The organism is Streptomyces sp. NPDC014891 (genome assembly GCF_043081085.1).
Lineage (GTDB): Bacteria > Actinomycetota > Actinomycetes > Streptomycetales > Streptomycetaceae > Streptomyces.
Window position 1 is genome coordinate 429,315 of the sequence record NZ_JBIBWF010000005.1, and the last position, 20,616, is coordinate 449,930.

15 protein-coding genes are annotated in these 20,616 nt (G+C 74.2%); 12 read left to right on the top strand and 3 right to left on the bottom strand.

The genetic code is table 11. The annotated features are described in order from the left end of the window. Nucleotides 1-43: 43 nt before the first annotated feature. A complete protein-coding gene (locus tag ACF09E_RS17230) occupies nt 44-928 on the top strand; it encodes a lytic polysaccharide monooxygenase (RefSeq protein ID WP_392205938.1) in 885 nt (294 codons plus the stop codon). A 159-nt stretch (nt 929-1,087) separates the two neighbouring features. Here the strand turns inward: ACF09E_RS17230 and ACF09E_RS17235 are convergent, their stop codons facing one another. Then, on the bottom strand, nt 1,088-1,699 hold the full coding sequence (locus ACF09E_RS17235; protein WP_392205940.1) for a DUF4240 domain-containing protein: 612 nt from the start codon (nt 1,697-1,699) through the stop codon (nt 1,088-1,090). Between the two features lie 123 nt (nt 1,700-1,822). After that, nucleotides 1,823-4,237 (bottom strand): endopeptidase La, encoded by a 2,415-nt coding sequence (gene lon / locus ACF09E_RS17240; protein WP_392205942.1) that lies wholly within the window; start codon nt 4,235-4,237, stop codon nt 1,823-1,825. A gap of 131 nt (nt 4,238-4,368) precedes the next feature. Between lon and ACF09E_RS17245 the strand changes: the two genes are divergently transcribed. From ACF09E_RS17245 to ACF09E_RS17295, 11 genes are all read left to right on the top strand, one after another. Then, nucleotides 4,369-5,016 carry a GNAT family N-acetyltransferase gene (locus tag ACF09E_RS17245; protein WP_392205943.1) on the top strand — a complete coding sequence of 216 codons (648 nt, stop codon included), beginning with the start codon at nt 4,369-4,371 and terminating at the stop codon, nt 5,014-5,016. A gap of 110 nt (nt 5,017-5,126) precedes the next feature. Continuing rightward, nucleotides 5,127-5,738: a hypothetical protein gene (locus ACF09E_RS17250; protein WP_392205944.1), complete on the top strand. Its 612-nt coding sequence runs from the start codon at nt 5,127-5,129 to the stop codon at nt 5,736-5,738. Between the two features lie 99 nt (nt 5,739-5,837). Further along, entirely contained in the window at nt 5,838-6,473 is a 636-nt protein-coding gene (locus tag ACF09E_RS17255) for an RNA polymerase sigma factor (RefSeq protein WP_392205945.1), read from the top strand. Then, nucleotides 6,470-7,588 (top strand): zf-HC2 domain-containing protein, encoded by a 1,119-nt coding sequence (locus ACF09E_RS17260; protein ID WP_392205946.1) that lies wholly within the window; start codon nt 6,470-6,472, stop codon nt 7,586-7,588. Before ACF09E_RS17255 ends, ACF09E_RS17260 begins: the two co-directional genes overlap by 4 nt. Further along, a complete protein-coding gene (locus tag ACF09E_RS17265; RefSeq protein WP_392205947.1) occupies nt 7,585-8,382 on the top strand; it encodes an ABC transporter ATP-binding protein in 798 nt (265 codons plus the stop codon). Before ACF09E_RS17260 ends, ACF09E_RS17265 begins: the two co-directional genes overlap by 4 nt. Continuing rightward, the gene (locus ACF09E_RS17270) at nt 8,379-9,707 is read left to right on the top strand and encodes a hypothetical protein (RefSeq protein WP_392205948.1); all 1,329 of its coding nucleotides are present in this window, start codon (nt 8,379-8,381) and stop codon (nt 9,705-9,707) included. The genes ACF09E_RS17265 and ACF09E_RS17270 overlap by 4 nt, the downstream gene beginning before the upstream one ends. Then, a complete protein-coding gene (locus tag ACF09E_RS17275; protein ID WP_392205949.1) occupies nt 9,704-10,315 on the top strand; it encodes a hypothetical protein in 612 nt (203 codons plus the stop codon). The genes ACF09E_RS17270 and ACF09E_RS17275 overlap by 4 nt, the downstream gene beginning before the upstream one ends. 445 nt (nt 10,316-10,760) lie before the next feature. Further along, nucleotides 10,761-11,432, top strand: a complete 672-nt coding sequence (locus ACF09E_RS17280) for a spermidine synthase (RefSeq protein WP_392205950.1) — start codon at nt 10,761-10,763, stop codon at nt 11,430-11,432. A gap of 71 nt (nt 11,433-11,503) precedes the next feature. Then, complete coding sequence (locus tag ACF09E_RS17285) at nt 11,504-12,241, top strand: response regulator transcription factor (protein ID WP_383438404.1); 738 nt, start codon at nt 11,504-11,506, stop codon at nt 12,239-12,241. 68 nt (nt 12,242-12,309) lie between these two features. Continuing rightward, on the top strand, nt 12,310-13,362 hold the full coding sequence (locus tag ACF09E_RS17290; protein ID WP_388794104.1) for an ATP-binding protein: 1,053 nt from the start codon (nt 12,310-12,312) through the stop codon (nt 13,360-13,362). Nucleotides 13,363-13,673: 311 nt separating this feature from the next. Continuing rightward, nucleotides 13,674-17,474, top strand: coding sequence for a multifunctional oxoglutarate decarboxylase/oxoglutarate dehydrogenase thiamine pyrophosphate-binding subunit/dihydrolipoyllysine-residue succinyltransferase subunit (locus tag ACF09E_RS17295; RefSeq protein ID WP_392205951.1), 3,801 nt, complete (start codon nt 13,674-13,676; stop codon nt 17,472-17,474). A gap of 72 nt (nt 17,475-17,546) precedes the next feature. On the opposite strand, the gene fxsT is transcribed toward ACF09E_RS17295, so the two are convergent. Then, nucleotides 17,547-20,570 carry an FxSxx-COOH system tetratricopeptide repeat protein gene (gene fxsT / locus ACF09E_RS17300; RefSeq protein WP_392205952.1) on the bottom strand — a complete coding sequence of 1,008 codons (3,024 nt, stop codon included), beginning with the start codon at nt 20,568-20,570 and terminating at the stop codon, nt 17,547-17,549. Nucleotides 20,571-20,616 lie beyond the last annotated feature (46 nt).

Below are 20,616 nucleotides of genomic sequence, written 5' to 3' on the forward strand. Positions count from 1 at the left end.
GTTGCTCATCCGTCCTCCCCCACGCACGAGAGAGAGCCCCCGCATGCCGTCCACCCGCCGCACCGCTGCCGGCGTCGCCGCCCTGTCGGCCGCCGCAGCCCTCGTCACGCTCACCCCGACGACCGCCAGCGCCCACGGAGCCGTCTTCAACCCCGTGAGCCGCGTCGCGGCCTGCAACGCGGAGGGCCCCGAGACCCCCAAGTCGCAGGTGTGCAAGGACCTCGTCGCCGACTCCGGCACCCAGCCGCTCTACGACTGGAACGAGGTCAACATCGCCAACGCGGCGGGGCAGCACCAGGCCCTCATCCCGGACGGCAAGCTCTGCTCCGCGAACCGCGCGAAGTACCGGGCACTCGACTGGGCGCGCACCGACTGGCCTGCGACGGCGGTCGCGGCGGGCGCCTTCGACTTCAAGGTCCGGGTCACCGCCGCCCACGCCGGCACGATGACGGTCTACATCACCAAGCAGGGCTTCGACCCCACGCAGCCGCTGAAGTGGTCGGACCTGGACGCGAGCCCCGTCGCCGTCTACAACACCACCCGCACCGCCACCGACGGCTACTACAACTTCACGGGCAACCTCCCGGCCCGCACCGGCCGGCACATCGTCTACAAGGTGTGGCAGCGCAACGACAGCCCCGAGGCCTTCTACAGCTGCTCGGACGTCACCTTCGGCGGTGCGGCGGCCCAGCCGGCCGCCGCGAGGGCGCAGGCCCCGAGCGAGGCGAAGATCGCTGCCGGGGCGTCGCTGTCCACCGTGAGCCACGCGGGCCACGGCGGCGACGAGCAGGCCCCGGCCCTCTCGGCCGAGTCGGCCGCGACCCCCTCCTCGCCGCTGCCCACGGCCCTCGCGGGCGCGGGAGCCCTCGCCGTCTTCGGCGCGGGCAGCCTCCTCCTGGGCCGCCGCCGCAGGACCTCGGCCTCGTAGCCGTGTTCCTCGCCCGGGCCGGCCGACCGCGTCCGGCCCGGGCGACGCGGCCCCCTCGGGGCCGCGCCCGACCCGTCCGGCCCGCGCTCCGTCCCGAGCGTGCCGGGAGGTGTCCCGCCGATCAGCCGGGCTCGCGGGGCCCGATCGGCAAGACGCCCCCTATGCGCCGGACGCGGCGAGCGGGAAGAGGGCGGTGAGGCGGGGTATCGCCACTCCCTCCGGACGAGACCCCCGGGGCTCGCCGTCCTCTTCCCACTCCTCCCCGAAGTCCCCGGAGAGCTCGTCCGCCAGTTCCTCGGCGCGCTCGTCGACGGCGTCGTCGAACTCCTCGCCGCAGTCGTCCTCCTGGCCGGTGAGCTCGTCGAACGCGTCCTGCGCGACGTAGTCGAGACCCTCCCACTCCGGCCACTCGTCGTCGTCCCACCCGTCCCGGTGCCGGCCCACCAGGGCCCGTACGCCCGGCACGTCGGCCAGCGCGTCCGGGTCGGCGACGACCGATTCGTAGACCTTGCGCCCCTGCCCGACGAGCCAGAGGGTGAAGTAGTGGAAGCCGTCGTCGGTGCAGGCGCCGCCCTCGATCCGGTTCGCCGCGCGCCACACCGCGTGCGTCCCGGCGACCTCGAGCGCGTCGTCGAGGCGCACCTGGAAGTCCACGCTCTCTTCGGCCGGTCGCCGGAGCAGCTCCGTGCGCAGCCACTCCGTCCGCTCCTCCAGGTCACCGGTGCGTCGGCTCAACTCGTCGATGAGGGCCCAGAAGGCGTCTTCGTTCATGCGTACGAGCATGACACTCCCGGCTGACATCCGGGTGAAGAATTACCTGCGCCCGCGTACACGCGCGGGGCACGCCGGAGCGGGGTGCCCCCGCGTGGGGCACCCCGCTCCGCCGCGGGGGCGTCAGGCCGCGGCCGCGCCGACCGGCACCGCCGCCGGGGTCAGCGCGATCTCCAGGACCTGGCGGACGTCCGTGACCGGGTGGACCTCCAGCTTCTCCAGGATCTCGGCCGGGACGTCGTCCAGGTCGGCCTCGTTCCGCTTGGGGATCACGACCGTGGTGATGCCCGCCCGGTGGGCGGCGAGGAGCTTCTGCTTCACGCCGCCGATCGGGAGGACCCGGCCGGTGAGGGAGACCTCGCCGGTCATCGCCACGTCCGTGCGCACCTGGCGCCCGCTCAGCAGGGAGGCGAGGGCGGTCGTCATGGTGACGCCGGCGCTGGGGCCGTCCTTGGGGACCGCGCCCGCGGGGAAGTGGATGTGCACGCCCCGGTCCTTCAAGCCGGTGACGGGAAGCTCCAGCTCCGCCCCGTGCGAGCGGAGGAAGGAGAGCGCGATCTGCGCCGACTCCTTCATGACGTCGCCCAGTTGACCGGTGAGGGTCAGCCCGGCGGCGCCGGTCTCCGGATCGGCCAGGGACGCCTCGACGAAGAGGACGTCGCCGCCCGCGCCGGTCACGGCGAGGCCGGTGGCGACGCCCGGCACGGCCGTCCGGCGCTCCGCCGGGTCCTGGGCGGACTCGGGGACGTGGTGCGGGCGCCCGATGAGTGCGCGCAGGTCGTCGGGGCCGATCGTGAACGGCAGGTCTCGGTCGCCCAGTTCGTGCTCGGCGGCGACCTTGCGGAGCAGCCGGGAGACGGCCCGCTCCAGGGTGCGGACGCCGGCCTCGCGGGTGTACTCGCCCGCCAGCCTGCGCAGGCTCGCGTCCTCCAGGACGACCTCGCCGGGCTCCAGGCCCGCGCGCTCCAGCTGCCGGGGCAGCAGGTGGTCGCGGGCGATGACGACCTTCTCGTCCTCGGTGTAGCCGTCGAGCCTGACCAGCTCCATGCGGTCGAGGAGGGCCTCGGGAATGGCTTCGAGGACGTTGGCCGTGGCCAGGAACACCACGTCGGAGAGGTCGAGTTCGACCTCCAGGTAGTGGTCGCGGAAGGTGTGGTTCTGCGCCGGGTCGAGGACTTCGAGGAGGGCCGCCGCGGGGTCGCCGCGGAAGTCGGAGCCGACCTTGTCGATCTCGTCGAGGAGGACCACCGGGTTCATGGAACCGGCCTCCTTGATGGCGCGGACGATCCGGCCGGGCAGTGCGCCGACGTAGGTCCTGCGGTGGCCGCGGATCTCCGCCTCGTCCCGTACGCCGCCGAGGGCGACCCGGACGAACCGGCGTCCCATCGCGTGCGCGACGGACTCGCCGAGGGAGGTCTTGCCGACGCCGGGCGGTCCGACGAGGGCGAGGACGGCCCCGCCGCGGCGGCCGCCGACGACGCCCAGGCCGCGCTCGGCGCGGCGCTTGCGGACGGCGAGGTACTCGGTGATGCGCTCCTTCACGTCGTCGAGGCCGAAGTGCTCGGCGTCGAGGACGGCGCGGGCGCCGCGGATGTCGTACCGGTCCTCGGAGCGCTCGTTCCAGGGCAGTTCGAGGACGGTGTCCAGCCAGGTGCGGATCCAGGAGCCCTCGGGGGACTGGTCGCTGGACCGCTCCAGCTTCTCGACCTCCTTGAGGGCGGCCTCGCGGACCTTCTCGGGCAGGTCGGCGGCCTCCACGCGGGCGCGGTAGTCGTCGGACTCGTCCGCCTCGGACTCGCCGTTCAGGTCGCGCAGTTCCTTGCGGACCGCTTCGAGCTGGCGCCGGAGCAGGAACTCGCGCTGCTGCTTGTCGACGCCCTCCTGGACGTCCTTGGCGATGGTCTCGGCGACGTCCTGCTCGGCGAGGTGCTCGCGGAGCTGGGCGGTGGCGAGCCGGAGGCGGGCGACCGGGTCGGCGGTCTCCAGGAGCGCGACCTTCTGCTCGACGGTGAGGAAGGGCGAGTAGCCGGAGTTGTCGGCGAGGGCGCCGACGCCGTCGATCTGCTGGAGGCGGTCGACGACCTGCCAGGCCCCGCGCTTCTTGAGCCAGGTGGTGGCGAGCGCCTTGTACTCCTTGACGAGGTCGGCGACCTGGCCGGGAAGCGGGTCGGGCAGGGTCTCCTCGACCGTGCCGCCCTCGACCCAGAGGGCTGCGCCGGGCCCGGTCGTGCCGGCGCCGATGCGCACGCGGCCGATGCCGCGGATCAGGGCACCGGGGTCGCCGTCGGAGAGCCGTCCGACCTGCTCGACGGTGCCCAGGACGCCGGTCCCGGCGTAGGTCCCGTCGACGCGGGGCACGAGCAGCACCCGCGGCTTGCCCGCGCCGGGCCGAGCGGCGGCCTGGGCGGCCTCCACGGCGGCGCGCACCTCGTTGTCGGACAGGTCGAGCGGCACCACCATGCCGGGCAGCACGACCTCGTCGTCGAGCGGCAGCACGGGCAGAGTGAGCGGCACGGACGGCTTGGAGTCAGAAGCCATGATCTCCCCTTCGGCAGTCAAGTTGAGCTATGTCGACTCAATGCATGTGAGCCCGTGGATGTTCCCGGACGCCCGTTCGCTCTGAGCGATCACTCTCGCGCAGGACCCGGAACGACCGATGTAATACCTGTATGGATATTGCAGCTCTTACATCGGCCTGGGTGACGGGCTGGACCGTCTCCCGGGGGACCCCGGCCGCCGTCCCCGAGCCCTGGGGCCACCGGATCGACGTGGGACTGCCCCGGCACGTCGTACGGCACGTGCTGCCCGCCCCCGACGCCGCCACGGTGGGCGCGCTCTGCGCCCGCCTCACCGCCCCCTACAGCTGGCTCAAGGTCATGGCGGGGCCCGAGGACGCGCAGGCGTGGATCACGGAGGGGTGGACCGTCCCGGACGACCCGGGCTTCATGATGGTCAAGCCGCTCGACCCCGGCGCCCGCCCGGCCCCGCCCGAGGGGTACGCGCGGACCACCGAGGTCCGGGACGGGGTCATCCGCGTCCGCGTCCTGGCGCCCGACGGCACCCTCGCCGCGAGCGGCCGGATCGCCCCGACCGGCTCCACCGCCGTCGCCGACCAGATCGAGACCGATCCCGCGCACCGGCGCCGCGGCCTCGGCGCCAACGTCATGCGCACCCTGGAGGCCGCCGCCGCCCAGGCCGGCGCCGCGACCGGGGTGCTCGCCGCGACCACGGACGGATTCGCGCTGTACGGCTCCCTCGACTGGCGCTACCGGGGGCCGATCACCGGAATCGTCCGGGACGGCGGCGCGGCCGGCTGAGCCGATCAGCGGCATCATCCGAGAGGGCGGCCCCGCGGCCGGCCGAGCCGGCGGGCGCGAACCCGGCCGTACGGCTGCGCGGGACGTCCGCGACTTGGCATGCTCAGTCCATGGCGAGAGGCGTACGGGGAACATGGTGCGGGACCCTGATCCTGATCGGGGCCCTGGCCGGCGGTACGAGCGGCTGCGGACCCGCGGAACCGCCCGCACCGGGCGACCCGTCCCCGGCGACGAGCACGCCGGCCCCGTCGCCCACCGGGGAGGGCGGACGGCCCGAGCCGAGCGCCACGCGGCCCTCGCCCTCCACATCCCCGGCCGGCACGCCCCCGCGTGTCACGCTGCCCCCGGCCGACCCACCCTCCGACCCGCAGCCGACCGGGGTCCTCGTCGAGGTCGTCGTCGACGGCGGCCTCGCCGGGGTCCGCAACAAGCTCGTCGTCCAGCACGACGGCTCCTGGAGCATCCGCTCCGGCACCGAGCCGCCCCGGACCGGCCGGCAGACCCCCGCCCAGGCCGCCGAGCTGCGGGCCGCCCTGGCCGACCCCGCCTACGCCCGGATCCCGGAGCGGCCCACGGGCCGCCCGGTCCCCGACGGCTTCCAGTACCGCGTGACGTACCGGCACCGCCTCGTCGTCGCGCAGGACGGCGAGGAGGAGCGCCCGGCGGCGCTCCGGCGGGTCTTCGCCGCCCTCCCGGAGGGCGGCCCGCCGACGCGCCCCTGAGCCCGGCGGGCGCGACGGCCCCGGGACCGGGGCCCTGAGGCCCCGGTCCGGTTCACGCGCGCGTGAACCGGACCGGGGCACGCGCGCGATAGAGAGGGCGTGAGACTGTTGCGCCCCTCAGGGGGAGGCCCCGCAGGGGGCGACGAGGACGACGACACGGCGCTGCTGCGCGCGGTCGCCCGGGGGGACTCCGGGGCGCTCGCCGTGCTCTACGACCGGCACGCCGGCTGGCTGCACGCGCGCCTCGCCCGGCGCTGCCCCGACGAGGAGACCGTGCGGGAGGTCCTCCAGGACACCTTCGTCACGGTCTGGCGCTCCGCCGGCGGCCACCGGGGCAGGGGCGAGGCCGGCGGCTGGCTCTGGGTGATCGCGGCCCGGCGCCTGGTCGACGCGCAGCGGGCCCGGGCCCGCGCGGAACGCGTCGTGACGGAGGCCGCCCGGCAGGCCGCCCTGCCCGCGGAGCCGCCCGCCGCCGCGCCCTCCGCCGAGGACCGGGTGCTCGCCGGCCTGGAATACGGGGAGGTCGGCGCGGCCCTCGACCGGATCTCCCCCGAGCTCGCCGAGGTCCTGCGGGCCACCGTCGTCGACGGTCTGACGACCCGGGAGACCGCCCGGCTCCTCGGCATACCCGAGGGCACGGTCAAGACCCGCGCCCTGCGCGCCCGCCGCGAACTGCGCGCCGCACTCGGGGCGGCCCACCCCGGCGGCCCCCACGCCCTGGGAGGCACCGCATGACGACACAGCGCCGCCCCGCGCCCGGCCCCGGACTGCCCTGGCACGTCACGGACGACCTCGCGCGCCGGTACGCCGACGGTTCCGCGCCCGAGACCGACGCCTGGTCCCTGGAGAAGCACGTCGAGTCCTGCGCGGGCTGCGCGGGCCGCGTCTCCGCCGCCGTGCGCGCCGGAACGGCCGGCCCCGTGCTCGCGGCCGTCCGCGCCGACCTGCTGGCGTCGATCGGCGCCGCTCCGGCCCGGGCGGGCGCCCGGCCCGCGCTCGCGGGCGACACGGGCGGACGACCCGCACACGGCGGCATCGCGCCGGCCCCGGCCACTCCCCCACCGCACGCCCCCTCGCCCTCCGCCCCCACCCGGACCGGCCGCCGGGCCCGGCTCCGGTGGGCCGTCGGCCCCGCGGTCGGCGGCGCCACGCGACGACGGCCGGCACACGGCGGCACCGGGCCGAACCCGGCCCAGGCCGCCCCCTCGCCCTCCGCCCCCACCCGGACCGGCCGCTGGGCACGGCTCTGGTGGGCGGTCGGACCCGCGGTCCGCGGCTCCTGGGCGGTCGCCGTGCTGCTGGTCGTCGGCGGGGCCCTCGCGCTCGCCCACGGGGCCGGGGTCCGCGGCGCGGGCGGTCTGCTGCTCGCCCTCTCCCCCGTCCTCCCGCTCGCCGGCGTCGCCGTCTCCTACGGGCGGCACGCCGACCCGATGCACGAGATCACCGCGGCCACGCCCTCCGGCGGACTGCGGCTGCTGCTCACCCGTACCGCCGCCGTCCTCGTCGTCTGCGTACCGCTGCTGACGGCCGGGGGCGCGCTGCTGCCGCCGGTGGCCGGACTCCCGGGAGCCGCCGCCTGGCTGCTTCCGGGTCTGGCGCTGACCCTGGCGACGCTCGCGCTCGGCTCGTTCGTCGGCTGCCGGGCGGCGGCCGCGACGCTGGGCGGCGGCTGGCTGATCGCCGTCACGGGCCCGCTGCTCGGCCCCGTGGACACGGCCGCCCCGGCGGCCGCGCTCGCCCCGTACTTCTCCGGCCCCGCCGCCCAAGGGGGGTGGGCCGGCGCGGCGCTGGCCTGCGCCGCCCTCCTCGCGGTGCGGCGCCGTTCCTTCGACCACCTGGAGCTCCGGTGACCCCCTCTCCCGCCGTCGCGGTGAGCGGACTGACCGTCCGCCACCGCCGCACCCTCGCCCTCGACCGGCTCGACCTGTCCCTGGGCCCCGGCGTCCACGGCCTGCTCGGCCCGAACGGCGCCGGCAAGACCTCCCTCATCCGGGTCCTCGCGACCGTGGCCGCCCCCTCCTCCGGCCGGGTGGAGCTGCTCGGCGGAGACGCCACCCGGCACCCCGAGCGCACCGGCATCCGCCGCCGGCTCGGCTACCTCCCGCAGGACTTCGGCTACTACCCGGCCTTCACCGTGCGGGAGTTCGTGGCCTACGTCGCCTGGCTCAAGGAGGTGCCGGCCGACCGCGTCCCGGCGGCCGTGGAGCGCGCGGTGGAGCGGGTCGGGCTCGGGGACCGGATCGACGCGCGGATGAGGACGCTGTCCGGGGGCATGGTCCGGCGCGCCGGAATCGCCCAGGCCGTCGTGAACGAACCGGAACTGCTGCTGCTCGACGAGCCGACCGCCGGACTCGACCCGGAGCAGCGGGTCGACTTCCGCTCGCTGCTGCGGGAGCTGGGCACGAGGGCGACGGTGGTGGTCTCCACGCACCTGGTGGAGGACGTCGCCGCGGCCTGCACCGACGTCGCCCTCATCGAGGGGGGCCGCCTCGCCTTCCAGGGCTCGACGGCGGAACTCACCTCCCTCGGCGGGGAGTCCGCGGACGGGGACGACTCGGCGACGCACGCCGTCGAGCGCGGCTACACGGCCGCCCTGCGCGCCCACCGGGCCGCCCCGGACGCAGCGAAGGGGGCGCTCCGGTGACCGCCGTCCTCACCCCTCCCCCGCCGCGCGCCACCCGGCGGGCCGGGCGGGCGACCAGGCCCGTCGTCGTCGAACTCCGTCGCGGGCTCGGCCCGTGGACCGGTCTCGCCGTCCTCCTCACCCTGCTCGTGACCATGTACGGCAAGGCGCCCGGCTGGCAGGGGCGCTGGGCCGACGCCACGAACACGCTGCACGTGGCCGCCGGACTGCTCGCCGGGCCGCTCGCGCTCGCCGCGGGCTGCTGGCAGGGGGGCCGGGACCGGCGGCGCGGGACGCTGGACCTGTGGGAGTCCGCGGCCCGCCCGCCGCTCCGCAGGCTGTTCGTCGCGGTCGCCCCGTCCGCGCTCTGGCCCGCCGCCGGGGTGCTCCTCGCCGACGCCGTCTGCCTCCTCGCGACCTGGCCGTACGCGGCGGGCGGCCGCCCCTTCCTGGAACTCCTCGCGGCCGACGCGGTCGCCGTCGCCGCCCTGGGCGCGCTCGGTCACGTGGCCGGACGCACGGTCCGCTGGCGGCTGACGGCCCCGCTCCTGGGCATCACCGGCTATGTGGCACTGGGGATCGGCGCGTACAGCCACAGAACCGTCCGCTGGCTCGACCCCGCCGCCGAGCACCAGTTCCTCTGGGACCGGCCGGTGTGGTGGTTCGGTCCGGTGTCGATGGCGTGGACGGCCGGGCTCGCGCTGAGCGCCCTCCTTGCGTACGGGTTTCGCGGAGCGCGGCTGCGGGCGCTCGCCCTGGTCCCGCTGGCGGTGGCGGTCGCCGCCGCCGCACTGATCCTGCGCCTGCCGACGGACGAGGGCCCCTGGCGTCCGGACCCGGCCCTGGCACGCCCGCTCTGCGACGACGGCACGCCGCAGATCTGCCTCACCGCGGTGGACGCGCGTCTGCTGCCCGAGGTGTCGGCGGCACTCGCCCCGCTCAACGCCCGTCTCAAAGGGCTGCCCGGCGCCCCGGTCCGCTGGGTCGGCGGCCCGTTCGGCCCGCCCCGCCCCGGTGGCGTCGAACTGCCCGACGCCGCGGCGGACGCGGTGCGCGGCCGGCTCCCGCGGCCCGACCTGTACCTGAACGCGGCGGTGTCCTGGCTGCTCTCGGACACCTGCCGGCCGGGGGACGGCACCGGTCCGGACGCGGAGCGGGCGAGCCTCGTCAACCTCGCCGTCATCGAATGGCTGGCCCCGACGCCCGAGGACTACGGCCCCGACCCCGCCGCGGCCCGGCCGTACATCGACCGGCTCCGGGCCAAGCCGGCCGCCGCCCAGCGCGACTACCTGGCCCGCTACCTCGCGGCGAACACCTGCCGCCCGGAGGAGGTGCCGATCCCGTGAGGCCCGAGGTGTTGCTCTACCTGCGGTCCCGTGCCCTGCCGGGCGCCCTGGCCACGCTCGCCGGCACGGCGGCGGCCGCCGCCTGGGCGGCCTGGTGGCTCCAGTCCCTGCCCGACTTCGACCACCGGGCGCGCCTGCCGGTCGTCGTGCTCGGCCCGCTGCTCGCGGCCGCCGCCGTCGGCACCAGCCTGCACACGCCGAGCGACGAGCTGGACCGTACGGCGGTCCGGGCCTGGTGGCCCCGGCGGCTGGTCCACGTCCTCGCCCCGACCGCCCTCGCCGTCGCTCTGCTGGCCCTCGCGGTGCCGGGTCACGCGGAGCAGTTCGGGGCGCCGGCCGCCGTGCGCAACACCCTGGGTCTTGTGGGGGTGACGGCGGGCGCGGCCGTCGTCGTCGGCGGCCGTCTGAGCTGGCTGCCGCCCTCGTTCCTGGTGGGCGCGGTCTACCTCGCGGCGCCGTCCGCGCCGGGCGGCGGGGCGCAGTGGTGGGCGTGGGTGATGCAGCCGGGCGCCCAGCGGGGGGCGTGGACGGTGGCGCTCGCCGCCCTGGCGACGGGCACCGGGCTGTACACGTGGCGCGGCGCGCGGCGGCCGACGGGCCGTGCCTGAGACTCGGCCGCGGCCGGGCCTGGGCGGGCCTGGTGGGTCCTGGGCGGGCCTGGTGGGTCCTGGGCGGTCCCGGCCGACCCCGGTCCGGGACGGGCGCGGCCTGAGGCTCGACCGCGGCCGGACCTCGGTCGATCCCGGCCGACCCCGATCCGGGACGGGCCGTGCCCGAGGCTCGGTCCCGGCCGGTCCCCGCCCGCCTCGCGTCCGGACCTGACGAACTCCCGGCGGGGTGGGGCGCGGGTCTCCGCGCGCGGCCGCCGTCCCGGTGCGCGGCTCCGCCCGGCGCGGCCGGCGACGGGGCGTCACCGGCCGGTGTACGGGGCGTGGCGACCGTACGGGCGTCCGATCCGGGCCACCCGCGCGGAAAACGGGTTTGTCCGCTCCGCCCCGGCCCCGCCAGGATGGCCGGGGCCCACTGCCGAGCCGAGAGCGGAGCGACCGATTCATGCCAGGAACCGTCACCCTCGACCGCCGAGAAGGACCGTACGGGGAGGTCGTGCTCCGCCGGCGCGACGCGCACTTCGAGATCATCGCCAACGGCACCTTCCTGATGGACACCTCCGACGGGCGCTCCGAGCGGCTGCTGGTCGACGCGGCGCAGGCGGCGCTCCCGGAGGGGCGCCGCTCCGGGGCGTCCGTGCTCGTCGGCGGCCTGGGGGTCGGCTTCTCGCTGGCCCACGCGGCGGCCGACCCCCGCTGGGGCCGGATCACCGCGGTCGAGCGGGAGGAGGCCGTCATCGACTGGCACCGGCACGGCCCGCTCGCCGCGATCTCCGGGGCGGCGCTGGCGGATTCCCGGACCGTGATCCTGCACACGGACCTCGTGGCCCATCTCCGCACCTCGCGCGACACCTACGACGCGCTCTGTCTGGACATCGACAACGGCCCGGACTGGACGGTCACCGAGGACAACGAATCCCTTTACGGGGCCGAGGGATTGGCGTCCTGCGCGGCCCGTCTGAACCCGGGTGGAGTGCTCGCCGTGTGGTCCGCCCGACCCTCCGTCGATTTCGAAGGGTCCTTGCGGAATGCCGGATTCAGCGGGGTACGGACGGAAGAGATCCCGGTTGCCCGGGGCGTCCCCGACGCGGTTCACCTCGGCATCCGTCCCGAGTAAGTCCTGGATAGCCGGGACGCCACCGGTACCTCTAGGCTGCTGAGCCGACATCGGCGACGCGAGGCGGGGCAATGGAGCAGACACACACCACTCACCACGGTGCGGCGGCCACTCCGGGGGCCCAGCGCCGGGTGCTCGTGGTCGAGGACGACACCACGATCGTCGAGGCGATCGCCGCCCGGCTCCGCGCGGAGGGCTTCCTCGTCCAGACCGCGACGGACGGCCCCGCCGCCGTCGACGCCGCGGAGGCGTGGCAGCCGGACCTGATGGTCCTCGACGTGATGCTGCCCGGGTTCGACGGGCTTGAGGTGTGCCGCCGGGTCCAGGCCACGCGTCCCGTCCCGGTCCTCATGCTGACCGCCCGCGACGACGAGACCGACATGCTGGTCGGTCTCGGCGTGGGCGCGGACGACTACATGACGAAGCCGTTCTCGATGCGCGAGCTGGCCGCCCGCGTGCACGTGCTGCTGCGCCGGGTGGAGCGCGCCGCGCTGGCGGCGGTGACCCCGCGCAGCGGCATCCTGCGCCTCGGCGAGCTGGAGATCGACCACGCGCAGCGCCGGGTCCGGGTGCGGTCCGAGGACGTGCACCTGACCCCGACCGAGTTCGACCTGCTCGTCTGCCTGGCGAGCACGCCGCGGGCGGTCCTCTCCCGCGAGCAGCTGCTCGCCGAGGTGTGGGACTGGGCGGACGCCTCGGGCACCCGGACCGTGGACAGCCACATCAAGGCGCTGCGCCGGAAGATCGGGGCCGAGCGGATCCGTACGGTCCACGGCGTCGGCTACGCGCTGGAGACCCCGGCGCTGTGAGCCGGCGGAGGCCCGGGGGGCGGCGGGGGCGGCGGGGACCGGACGGCGCGGCCGGACGGCCGCGCCGGATCGCGATCTCGATCAAGACCAAGCTGGGCACGCTGGTCGTCGGGGCGGTGCTGCTGACCTCCGGGCTGGCGCTGGTGGCGATCCGCACGTCCACCGAGTTCCGCTACATCACGATCTTCGCGATGATCGCGACCCTGCTGATCACCCAGTTCGTGGCGCAGTCCCTGACGGCGCCGCTGGACGAGATGACCACGGTGGCCGGGACGATCTCCCGCGGGGACTTCACCCGGCGGGTGCGGGGGGCGGACCGGCGCGACGAGCTGGGCGACCTGGCGTCGACGATCAACCGGATGGCCGACGATCTGGAGGCGGTGGACCGGCACCGCAAGGAGCTGGTCGCGAACGTCTCGCACGAGCTGCGGACCCCGATCGCCGCGCTCAGGGCCGTACTGGAGAACGTCGTCGACGGTGTGTCCGAGGCGGATCCGGAGACGATGCGGTCGGCGCTGAAGCAGACCGAGCGGCTGGGCCGGCTGGTGGAGACGCTGTTGGACCTGTCACGTCTTGACAACGGTGTCGTGGCGCTCCGGGCGAGCCGTTTCGAGGTCTGGCCGTACCTCTCCGGAGTTCTGCGCGAAGCGAACCTGGCCGCCTCGCAGCGCGGCCTCTCGTCCACCTCGGGTCTCCACAACCGCACGGACGTGCACCTGCACCTGGACGTGTCGCCTCCCGAGCTGGTGGCGCACGCCGACGCCGAGCGGCTGCACCAGGTGATGGCGAACCTGATCGACAACGCGGTGAAGCACTCGCCGCCGCACGGCCGCGTCACGGTCCGGGCCCGGCGCGGGCCCTACCCGGACTCCCTGGAGCTGGAGGTCGAGGACGAGGGTCCCGGCATCCCGGAGGCGGAGCGGCACCGGGTGTTCGAGCGGTTCAACCGGGGCACGGCGCCGCACCGGCAGGGCCCCAAGAGCGACGGCGGCACGGGGCTCGGGCTCGCGATCGCCCGCTGGGCCGTGGATCTGCACGGCGGCGGGATCGGGGTGGCCGAATCATCACGCGGCTGCCGGATCAGGGTCACTCTTCCGGGCAGCCCTCCGCCGAGAGATTGACGTAGGGTTCGAACCGGAACAGCCGGGTCCCGCGGCGAAGCCGGTCCACCGGGCTGCGCGCGAGGGAGACCTCCGCGCACGTGAGCGGGATGCGGTCAGGGGTGCGGTCGAAGCGGGCCGTTCCCGGGCTTTCCCGTACCCGCACGCATCCGGAACCCCGCTTGTTTCCCGCCATTCACTGCCCCGAAACACGCCGTCAAGTGTGACTTGCACGACGTTGGCGCTCCCCGCCTGCACCTCTCGGCCGGACAGGCGTAGCCTTTATTTCCGCTGTCCATCACCTTGCGAAGCGGAAGAGGGCGGTTGCCGCCGTGTCGTCTCAGTCCCCCAGTACCCCGAGCTCCCCGGCCGACCAAGACGGGCGAGGCGTGAGCCCCGCAGCCGCCTTCGGTGCCAACGAGTGGCTCGTCGACGAGATCTACCAGCAGTACCTCCAGGACCCGAATTCGGTCGATCGTGCCTGGTGGGACTTCTTCGCCGACTACAAGCCGGGAGCGTCGGAGACCCCGACCGCCCCGGCCGCCACCACCCCGAGCGCCCCCGCGGCGCCGCAGGCGGGCCCCGCACAGGCCGCGCCTGCCGCTCCCGCGGCCGTTCCGGCCCCCGCGCCCGCTCCGGCCGCGACCCCGGCCGCCCCGGCGCCGGCGAAGCCCGCCGCGGCTCCTGCCGCGAAGCCGGCCGCCGCCGCCCCCGCCGCGACGAAGGCCGCGCCCGCCGCCGCCAAGCCCGCGGCCGAGGCCCCGGCCGGTCCCGAGCTGATCACGCTGCGTGGCCCCGCCGCCGCGGTCGCGAAGAACATGAACGCCTCGCTGGAGGTGCCGACGGCCACGTCCGTCCGCGCCGTCCCGGTGAAGCTGCTCTTCGACAACCGGATCGTGATCAACAACCACCTGAAGCGCGCCCGGGGCGGGAAGATCTCCTTCACGCACCTCATCGGCTACGCGATGGTGCAGGCGATCAAGGCCATGCCGTCGATGAACTACTCCTTCGCGGAGAAGGACGGCAAGCCGACCCTGGTCAAGCCGGAGCACGTGAACTTCGGTCTCGCGATCGACCTGGTGAAGCCCAACGGCGACCGCCAGCTCGTCGTCGCGGGCATCAAGAAGGCCGAGACCCTCAACTTCTTCGAGTTCTGGCAGGCGTACGAGGACATCGTCAAGCGGGCCCGCGTGGGCAAGCTGACGATGGAGGACTTCAGCGGCGTCACGGTCTCCCTGACCAACCCCGGCGGCCTCGGCACCGTCCACTCCGTCCCGCGCCTGATGCCCGGTCAGTCGGTCATCATGGGCGTCGGCTCGATGGACTACCCGGCCGAGTTCCAGGGCACCTCCCAGGACACCCTGAACAAGCTGGGCATCTCGAAGGTCATGACCCTGACCTCGACGTACGACCACCGCGTCATCCAGGGCGCCGCCTCCGGCGAGTTCCTGCGCGTCGTCGCCAACTTCCTGCTCGGCGAGCAGGGCTTCTACGACGACATCTTCAAGGCCCTGCGGATCCCCTACGAGCCGGTCCGCTGGCTCAAGGACATCGACGCCTCGCACGACGACGACGTCACCAAGGCCGCGCGCGTCTTCGAGCTCATCCACTCCTACCGGGTCCGCGGCCACGTCATGGCCGACACCGACCCGCTGGAGTACAAGCAGCGCAAGCACCCCGACCTGGACATCACCGAGCACGGCCTCACCCTGTGGGACCTGGAGCGGGAGTTCGCGGTCGGCGGCTTCGCCGGCAAGTCGATGATGAAGCTCCGCGACATCCTCGGCGTGCTGCGCGACTCGTACTGCCGCACCACCGGCGTCGAGTTCATGCACATCCAGGACCCGAAGCAGCGCAAGTGGATCCAGGACCGCGTCGAGCGCCCGCACTCCCGTGTGGAGCGCGAGGAGCAGCTGCGGATCCTGCGCCGGCTCAACGCCGCCGAGGCCTTCGAGACCTTCCTGCAGACGAAGTACGTCGGCCAGAAGCGCTTCTCCCTGGAGGGCGGCGAGTCCGTCATCCCGCTGCTCGACGCGGTCATCGACTCGGCCGCCGAGTCGCGCCTCGACGAGGTCGTCATCGGCATGGCCCACCGCGGCCGGCTGAACGTCCTCGCGAACATCGTCGGCAAGTCCTACGCGCAGATCTTCCGCGAGTTCGAGGGCAACCTCGACCCGAAGTCGATGCACGGCTCCGGCGACGTCAAGTACCACCTGGGCGCCGAGGGCACCTTCGTCGGTCTCGACGGCGAGGAGATCCGCGTCTCCCTGGCCGCCAACCCCTCGCACCTGGAGGCGGTCGACCCGGTCCTGGAAGGCATCGTCCGCGCCAAGCAGGACGTCATCAACAAGGGCGGCACGGACTTCACCGTCCTGCCCGTCGCCCTGCACGGCGACGCGGCCTTCGCCGGCCAGGGCGTCGTCGCCGAGACGCTGAACATGTCGCAGCTGCGCGGCTACCGCACCGGCGGCACGGTCCACATCGTCATCAACAACCAGGTCGGCTTCACCGCCGCCCCGGAGTCCTCGCGTTCCTCGATGTACGCGACCGACGTGGCCCGCATGATCGAGGCGCCGATCTTCCACGTGAACGGCGACGACCCGGAGGCCGTGGTCCGCGTCGCGCGGCTCGCCTTCGAGTTCCGCCAGACGTTCAACAAGGACGTCGTGATCGACCTCATCTGCTACCGCCGCCGCGGTCACAACGAGGGCGACAACCCGCAGTTCACCAACCCGCAGATGTACAACCTGATCGACAAGAAGCGCTCGGTGCGCAAGCTGTACACCGAGTCGCTCATCGGTCGCGGCGACATCACCCTCGAAGAGGCGGAGCAGGCGCTCCAGGACTTCCAGGGACAGCTGGAGAAGGTGTTCGCGGAGGTCCGCGAGGCGACCAACGCCCCGGCCTCGGCCGTGGTCCCGGACGCCAAGGCCGCCTTCCCGGTCGGCGTCACCACCGCGGTCTCCGCCGAGGTCGTGAAGCGGATCGCCGAGTCGCAGGTCAGCATCCCGGAGCGGATCACCGTCCACCCGCGTCTGATGCCGCAGATGCAGCGCCGCGCCGCCTCCGTCGAGGACGGCACGATCGACTGGGGCATGGGCGAGACCCTCGCCATCGGCTCGCTGCTCATGGAGGGCACCCCGGTCCGGCTGTCCGGCCAGGACTCCCGCCGCGGCACCTTCGGCCAGCGCCACGCTGTCCTGGTCGACCAGGAGACCGGCGAGGACTTCACCCCGCTGCTCTACCTGACCGAGGAGCAGGCCCACTACAACGTCTACGACTCGCTGCTCAGCGAGTACGCGGCGATGGGCTTCGAGTACGGCTACTCCCTGGAGCGCCCGGACGCCCTGGTCATCTGGGAGGCCCAGTTCGGCGACTTCGTCAACGGCGCCCAGACCGTCGTCGACGAGTTCATCTCCTCGGCCGAGCAGAAGTGGGGCCAGACCTCCGGCGTCACGCTGCTCCTGCCGCACGGCTACGAGGGCCAGGGCCCGGACCACTCGTCCGCGCGCCCGGAGCGCTTCCTCCAGATGTGCGCCCAGGACAACATGACGGTCGCCATGCCGACGCTGCCGTCGAACTACTTCCACCTGCTGCGCTGGCAGGTCCACAACCCGCACCACAAGCCGCTCATCGTCTTCACCCCTAAGTCGATGCTGCGTCTGAAGGCCGCGGCGTCCAAGGCGGAGGAGTTCACCACCGGCGGCTTCCGCCCGGTGATCGGTGACACGGCGGCCGACCCGGCCGACGTCCGCAAGGTCGTCTTCTGCGCCGGCAAGGTCTACTACGACCTGGAGGCCGAGCGTCAGAAGCGCGGCGACACGGAGACCGCGCTCATCCGCCTGGAGCGCCTGTACCCGCTGCCGGGTGCCGAGCTCCAGGCCGAGATCGCCAAGTACCCGAACGCCGCGAAGTACATCTGGGCGCAGGAGGAGCCGGCGAACCAGGGTGCGTGGCCGTTCATCGCGCTCAACCTGATCGACCACCTGGACCTGGCGGTCGGCGCGGACATCCCGGCGGGCGAGCGCCTGCGCCGGATCTCGCGTCCGCACTCCTCGTCCCCGGCGGTCGGCTCGGCCAAGCGCCACCAGGCGGAGCAGCAGCAGCTGGTCAACGAGGTCTTCGACGCCTGACCGTCGCACCGCGTGAGAGGGCCCGGCACCCCGGAGGGGGCGCCGGGCCTTCGGCGTCTCCGGGCGCCTACGTCAGAGGTTGGCCTCGAAGTCCCAGTACGGGCGGTTGCGCTGGCGGGCCGAGAGGGTGTGCGGGTGCTGGGCGCCGAGTGTCCTGGTGAGGGTGAGCAGGGCGTCCTCCTCCAGCTTCCCGGCCTCCTCGATCTCGCGCAGTCCGCGCAGGTCGGTGGCGAGCGAGACCTGGCAGGAGAGGGTCAGCGGGTGCTCGGATCCCATGACGTGCCGGGCCCGGCGCAGGGTGTCGCGGCTGAGCTCGGCCGCGTCGGAAACGCGCCCGTTGAAGTTGCGGGCGGCGGTGGCGTTGAGGGCGCAGCCGAGGACCCAGGGGTGGTCGGGTCCGAGGGCGGCGGTGAGTCCGGCGAGCGCGGCCTCCAGCATGGTCATGGCCTCGGTGCGTTCGCCGGCCGACTGCATCACGAGCGCCGTGTTGGCGAGGACGCCGGTGGATACGGGGTGGGCGGGGCCGAGGAGCGCGCGGTAGCCCGCCTCGGCCTCGTTGATGAGTTCGCGGGCCCGGTCGAGGTCGCCGTGTTCGCGCAGGTAGTTGGCGTAGTTGGTGACCGCGGAGAGCGTGAGGTAGTGGCCGCGCCCCTGCGCCTGTTCGAGGTGTTCGAGGACGCCGGCCATGACGGCGCCGATGTCGTCCTTGAAGCCGCCCTCTCGGCGCCGGCAGAGAGCGAGCTGGCTGCGTGCGTAGAGGGTCTGCAGGTGCTGGGCGCCGAGGATCTTCACGTGGAGGCGGACGTTGGCCTCCTGGCGGCCGAGCGCCTCGCGGTACCGGCCGAGGAGTCGGAGGTCCTGGGCGACCGCGTTGTTGGAGTTGAGGGTGGAGGGGTGGTGGGGACGGAGGATGTTCTCGCACCGGGAGAGGGTGTCGGCGTCCTGCTCGTGCGCCTCGCGGTAGCGGCCGAGCATCCGCAGCACCACGCCGACGTTGTGGCGGGCGGCGAGGGTGAGCTGCTGGGTCTCGCCGAGGAGGGTCTGGGCCTCGGCGAGGACCTCGCGCTGGAGGCGTTCGGACTCCTTGTACTGGCCGAGGAAGCGCAGGTCCCGGGCGATGCAGATCTTGGACTTGAGGTCGCCGAGTTCGTCGGGGTGGTCGGCCGCGGCAAGCAGAGTGCGGCGGGCGAGGTCGAGTTCGTAGGCCTCGCGGAAGCCGCCGCTGCGGCGGAGGATGTCGCCTTCCACGGTGGTGAGTTCCTGCATCTGCAGGGAGAGCGGGTCGAGGAAGCCGCTCCAGCTGCCGCGGATGCGCTCGGCGAGCCGGGTGCCCGCCTTGTGCTCGCCGCTGCGGTCGCAGTAGCGCAGGCAGTTGAGGACGGTGGTCTGGATGCGCGGGTCGGTGCTGCGCAGGGCTCCGGAGGGCTCCAGATGGGGCAGGAGTTCGGAGTAGCGGGGCCAGTTCCGGCTGTCCGTGGGATTGCCGGGGTCCGCTTCGGCGAGCAGGGTGCGGACGGCCTTGCGGTGGGCGTCGCGGTGCTCGCCGTCGGTGAGCCGGGAGACGATGTCGTGCACGAGCCGGTGCATGTGGACCGACTCCTGCTGCGGTGCCGCCTCGTCGCTGGTGACGGGGCCGCGGATGTCCCGGGTGAGCACCGAGTAGTTGACCAGGGTGTCGAGGGCCCGGGTCCAGGCGGGCAGGTCGGTGGCCATCCACCGCAGGTCCTCCGGGAGGGAGGCCTGCGGGTGGGCGCGGACGATGCCGAGGGGGATGCGGCCGGGGGCGAAGGAGGCGCAGAGGCTGAGGATGTCGATGGCCTGGGGCTGGGCGCGCCGGAGCCGGTTGATCAGTATCGACCAGGAGGTGAGGGAGGTGTTGGGCATGCCGTCGCCGGTGCCGGGCTCGTCGACGGTGGAGAGCCGTCCCTCGCGGACCATGCGGAGGTACTCGGAGGCCTCCATGCCGGACTCGCCGAGCCAGGCGGCGGCCTGGACGAGGGGCAGGGGTACGTCTCCGAACTCGGCGGCGACCTCGTCGGCCTCGGCGGCGGTGATGTGCGGGGCACGGCGCATCAGGTAGCCGGTGGACTCCGCCCGGTCGAAGTTGCGCACGGGGAGGACGTCGGTGTGTTCGCGCCAGCCGTGGTTGCGGGAGGTGATGAGGACGTGGCCGGGGCCCTGCGGGACCATGACGTCGACGTCCCTGATGTCGTCCCAGCCGTCGAAGACGACGAGCCAGCGGCCGTGCGGGGCGCCGCGGCGGAGGGCTTCCCGGACGGCGCGGATGCGTTCGCCGGGTTCGCTGCCGGTGGGCAGTTCGAGGGCGACGGCCAGCTCGCCGAGGCGGTCGCGCTGGACGTTCCGGTCGTCGGAGCTGACCCACCAGATGACGTCGTAGTCGGAGCTGAAGCGGTGGGCGTACTCGGCCGCGATCTGGGTCTTGCCGATGCCGGACATGCCGAGGAGGGTGTACGCGGCGTTGCCGCGCTCGGCGTCCATGAGCCGTTCCTGGAGGTCCGTGAGGAGGTCGTCGCGGCCGGTGAAGCGGGGGTTGCGGCGGGGGACCTCGCCCCAGATGTCCGGCGGGGTCTCGGGGTAGCGGACGAGGGCGCCCGGGGCGATCCGGCGGGCGGGTGACCGGCGGGGTTCGATGCCGAGTCTGCTGAGGAGCCGGGCCTCCGCCTCCTCCTCGCCGACGCCCCAGAGACTGACCGGTTCGAGGACGGCCGTGGAGGGGAGGAGGGTGCGGTTGGTGAGGTTGACGGCGGCGAAGCGGTCGGCGCGGTGCGCGACGAAGCCGCGCAGGACGTCGTTCCACTCCCCGGCCGGCCGGGGGCCCAGCTCGAAGAACCAGTCGTCGAGGACGAGGAGGACCGGGCCGCGGGCGAGGAGCAGGTCCCCGAGGGAGTCCTCCAGGGGGACTTCGCGGGGCGGGTCCCAGCGCTGCAGGGTGGCGCGGACGCCGTGGGTGTCGAGCCGCTGGTTGATCCAGGTCGCCCAGGGCCGGTGGTAGCCGGGGAAGACGACGAGGACGTGCTCGGGAGCAGCTCTGCCACCGTGGTCCGCCGAAGCGCCGCCCGACCGCTGTTCCGCCATGTGTGCATCTCCCGTCCCGCTCGCGCGCAACGCAGGGTCATGTGCC

Excerpts from the sequence above, each read along its gene's own strand:
- fxsT (WP_392205952.1), bottom strand. The coding sequence starts at position 20,570 with ATGGCGGAACAGCGGTCGGGCGGCGCTTCGGCGGACCACGGTGGCAGA.
- lon (WP_392205942.1), bottom strand. The coding sequence starts at position 4,237 with ATGGCTTCTGACTCCAAGCCGTCCGTGCCGCTCACTCTGCCCGTGCTG.
- ACF09E_RS17230 (WP_392205938.1), top strand. The coding sequence starts at position 44 with ATGCCGTCCACCCGCCGCACCGCTGCCGGCGTCGCCGCCCTGTCGGCC.
- ACF09E_RS17235 (WP_392205940.1), bottom strand. The coding sequence starts at position 1,699 with ATGAACGAAGACGCCTTCTGGGCCCTCATCGACGAGTTGAGCCGACGC.
- ACF09E_RS17260 (WP_392205946.1), top strand. The coding sequence starts at position 6,470 with ATGACGACACAGCGCCGCCCCGCGCCCGGCCCCGGACTGCCCTGGCAC.
- ACF09E_RS17285 (WP_383438404.1), top strand. The coding sequence starts at position 11,504 with ATGGAGCAGACACACACCACTCACCACGGTGCGGCGGCCACTCCGGGG.
- ACF09E_RS17250 (WP_392205944.1), top strand. The coding sequence starts at position 5,127 with ATGGCGAGAGGCGTACGGGGAACATGGTGCGGGACCCTGATCCTGATC.
- ACF09E_RS17280 (WP_392205950.1), top strand. The coding sequence starts at position 10,761 with ATGCCAGGAACCGTCACCCTCGACCGCCGAGAAGGACCGTACGGGGAG.
- ACF09E_RS17245 (WP_392205943.1), top strand. The coding sequence starts at position 4,369 with ATGGATATTGCAGCTCTTACATCGGCCTGGGTGACGGGCTGGACCGTC.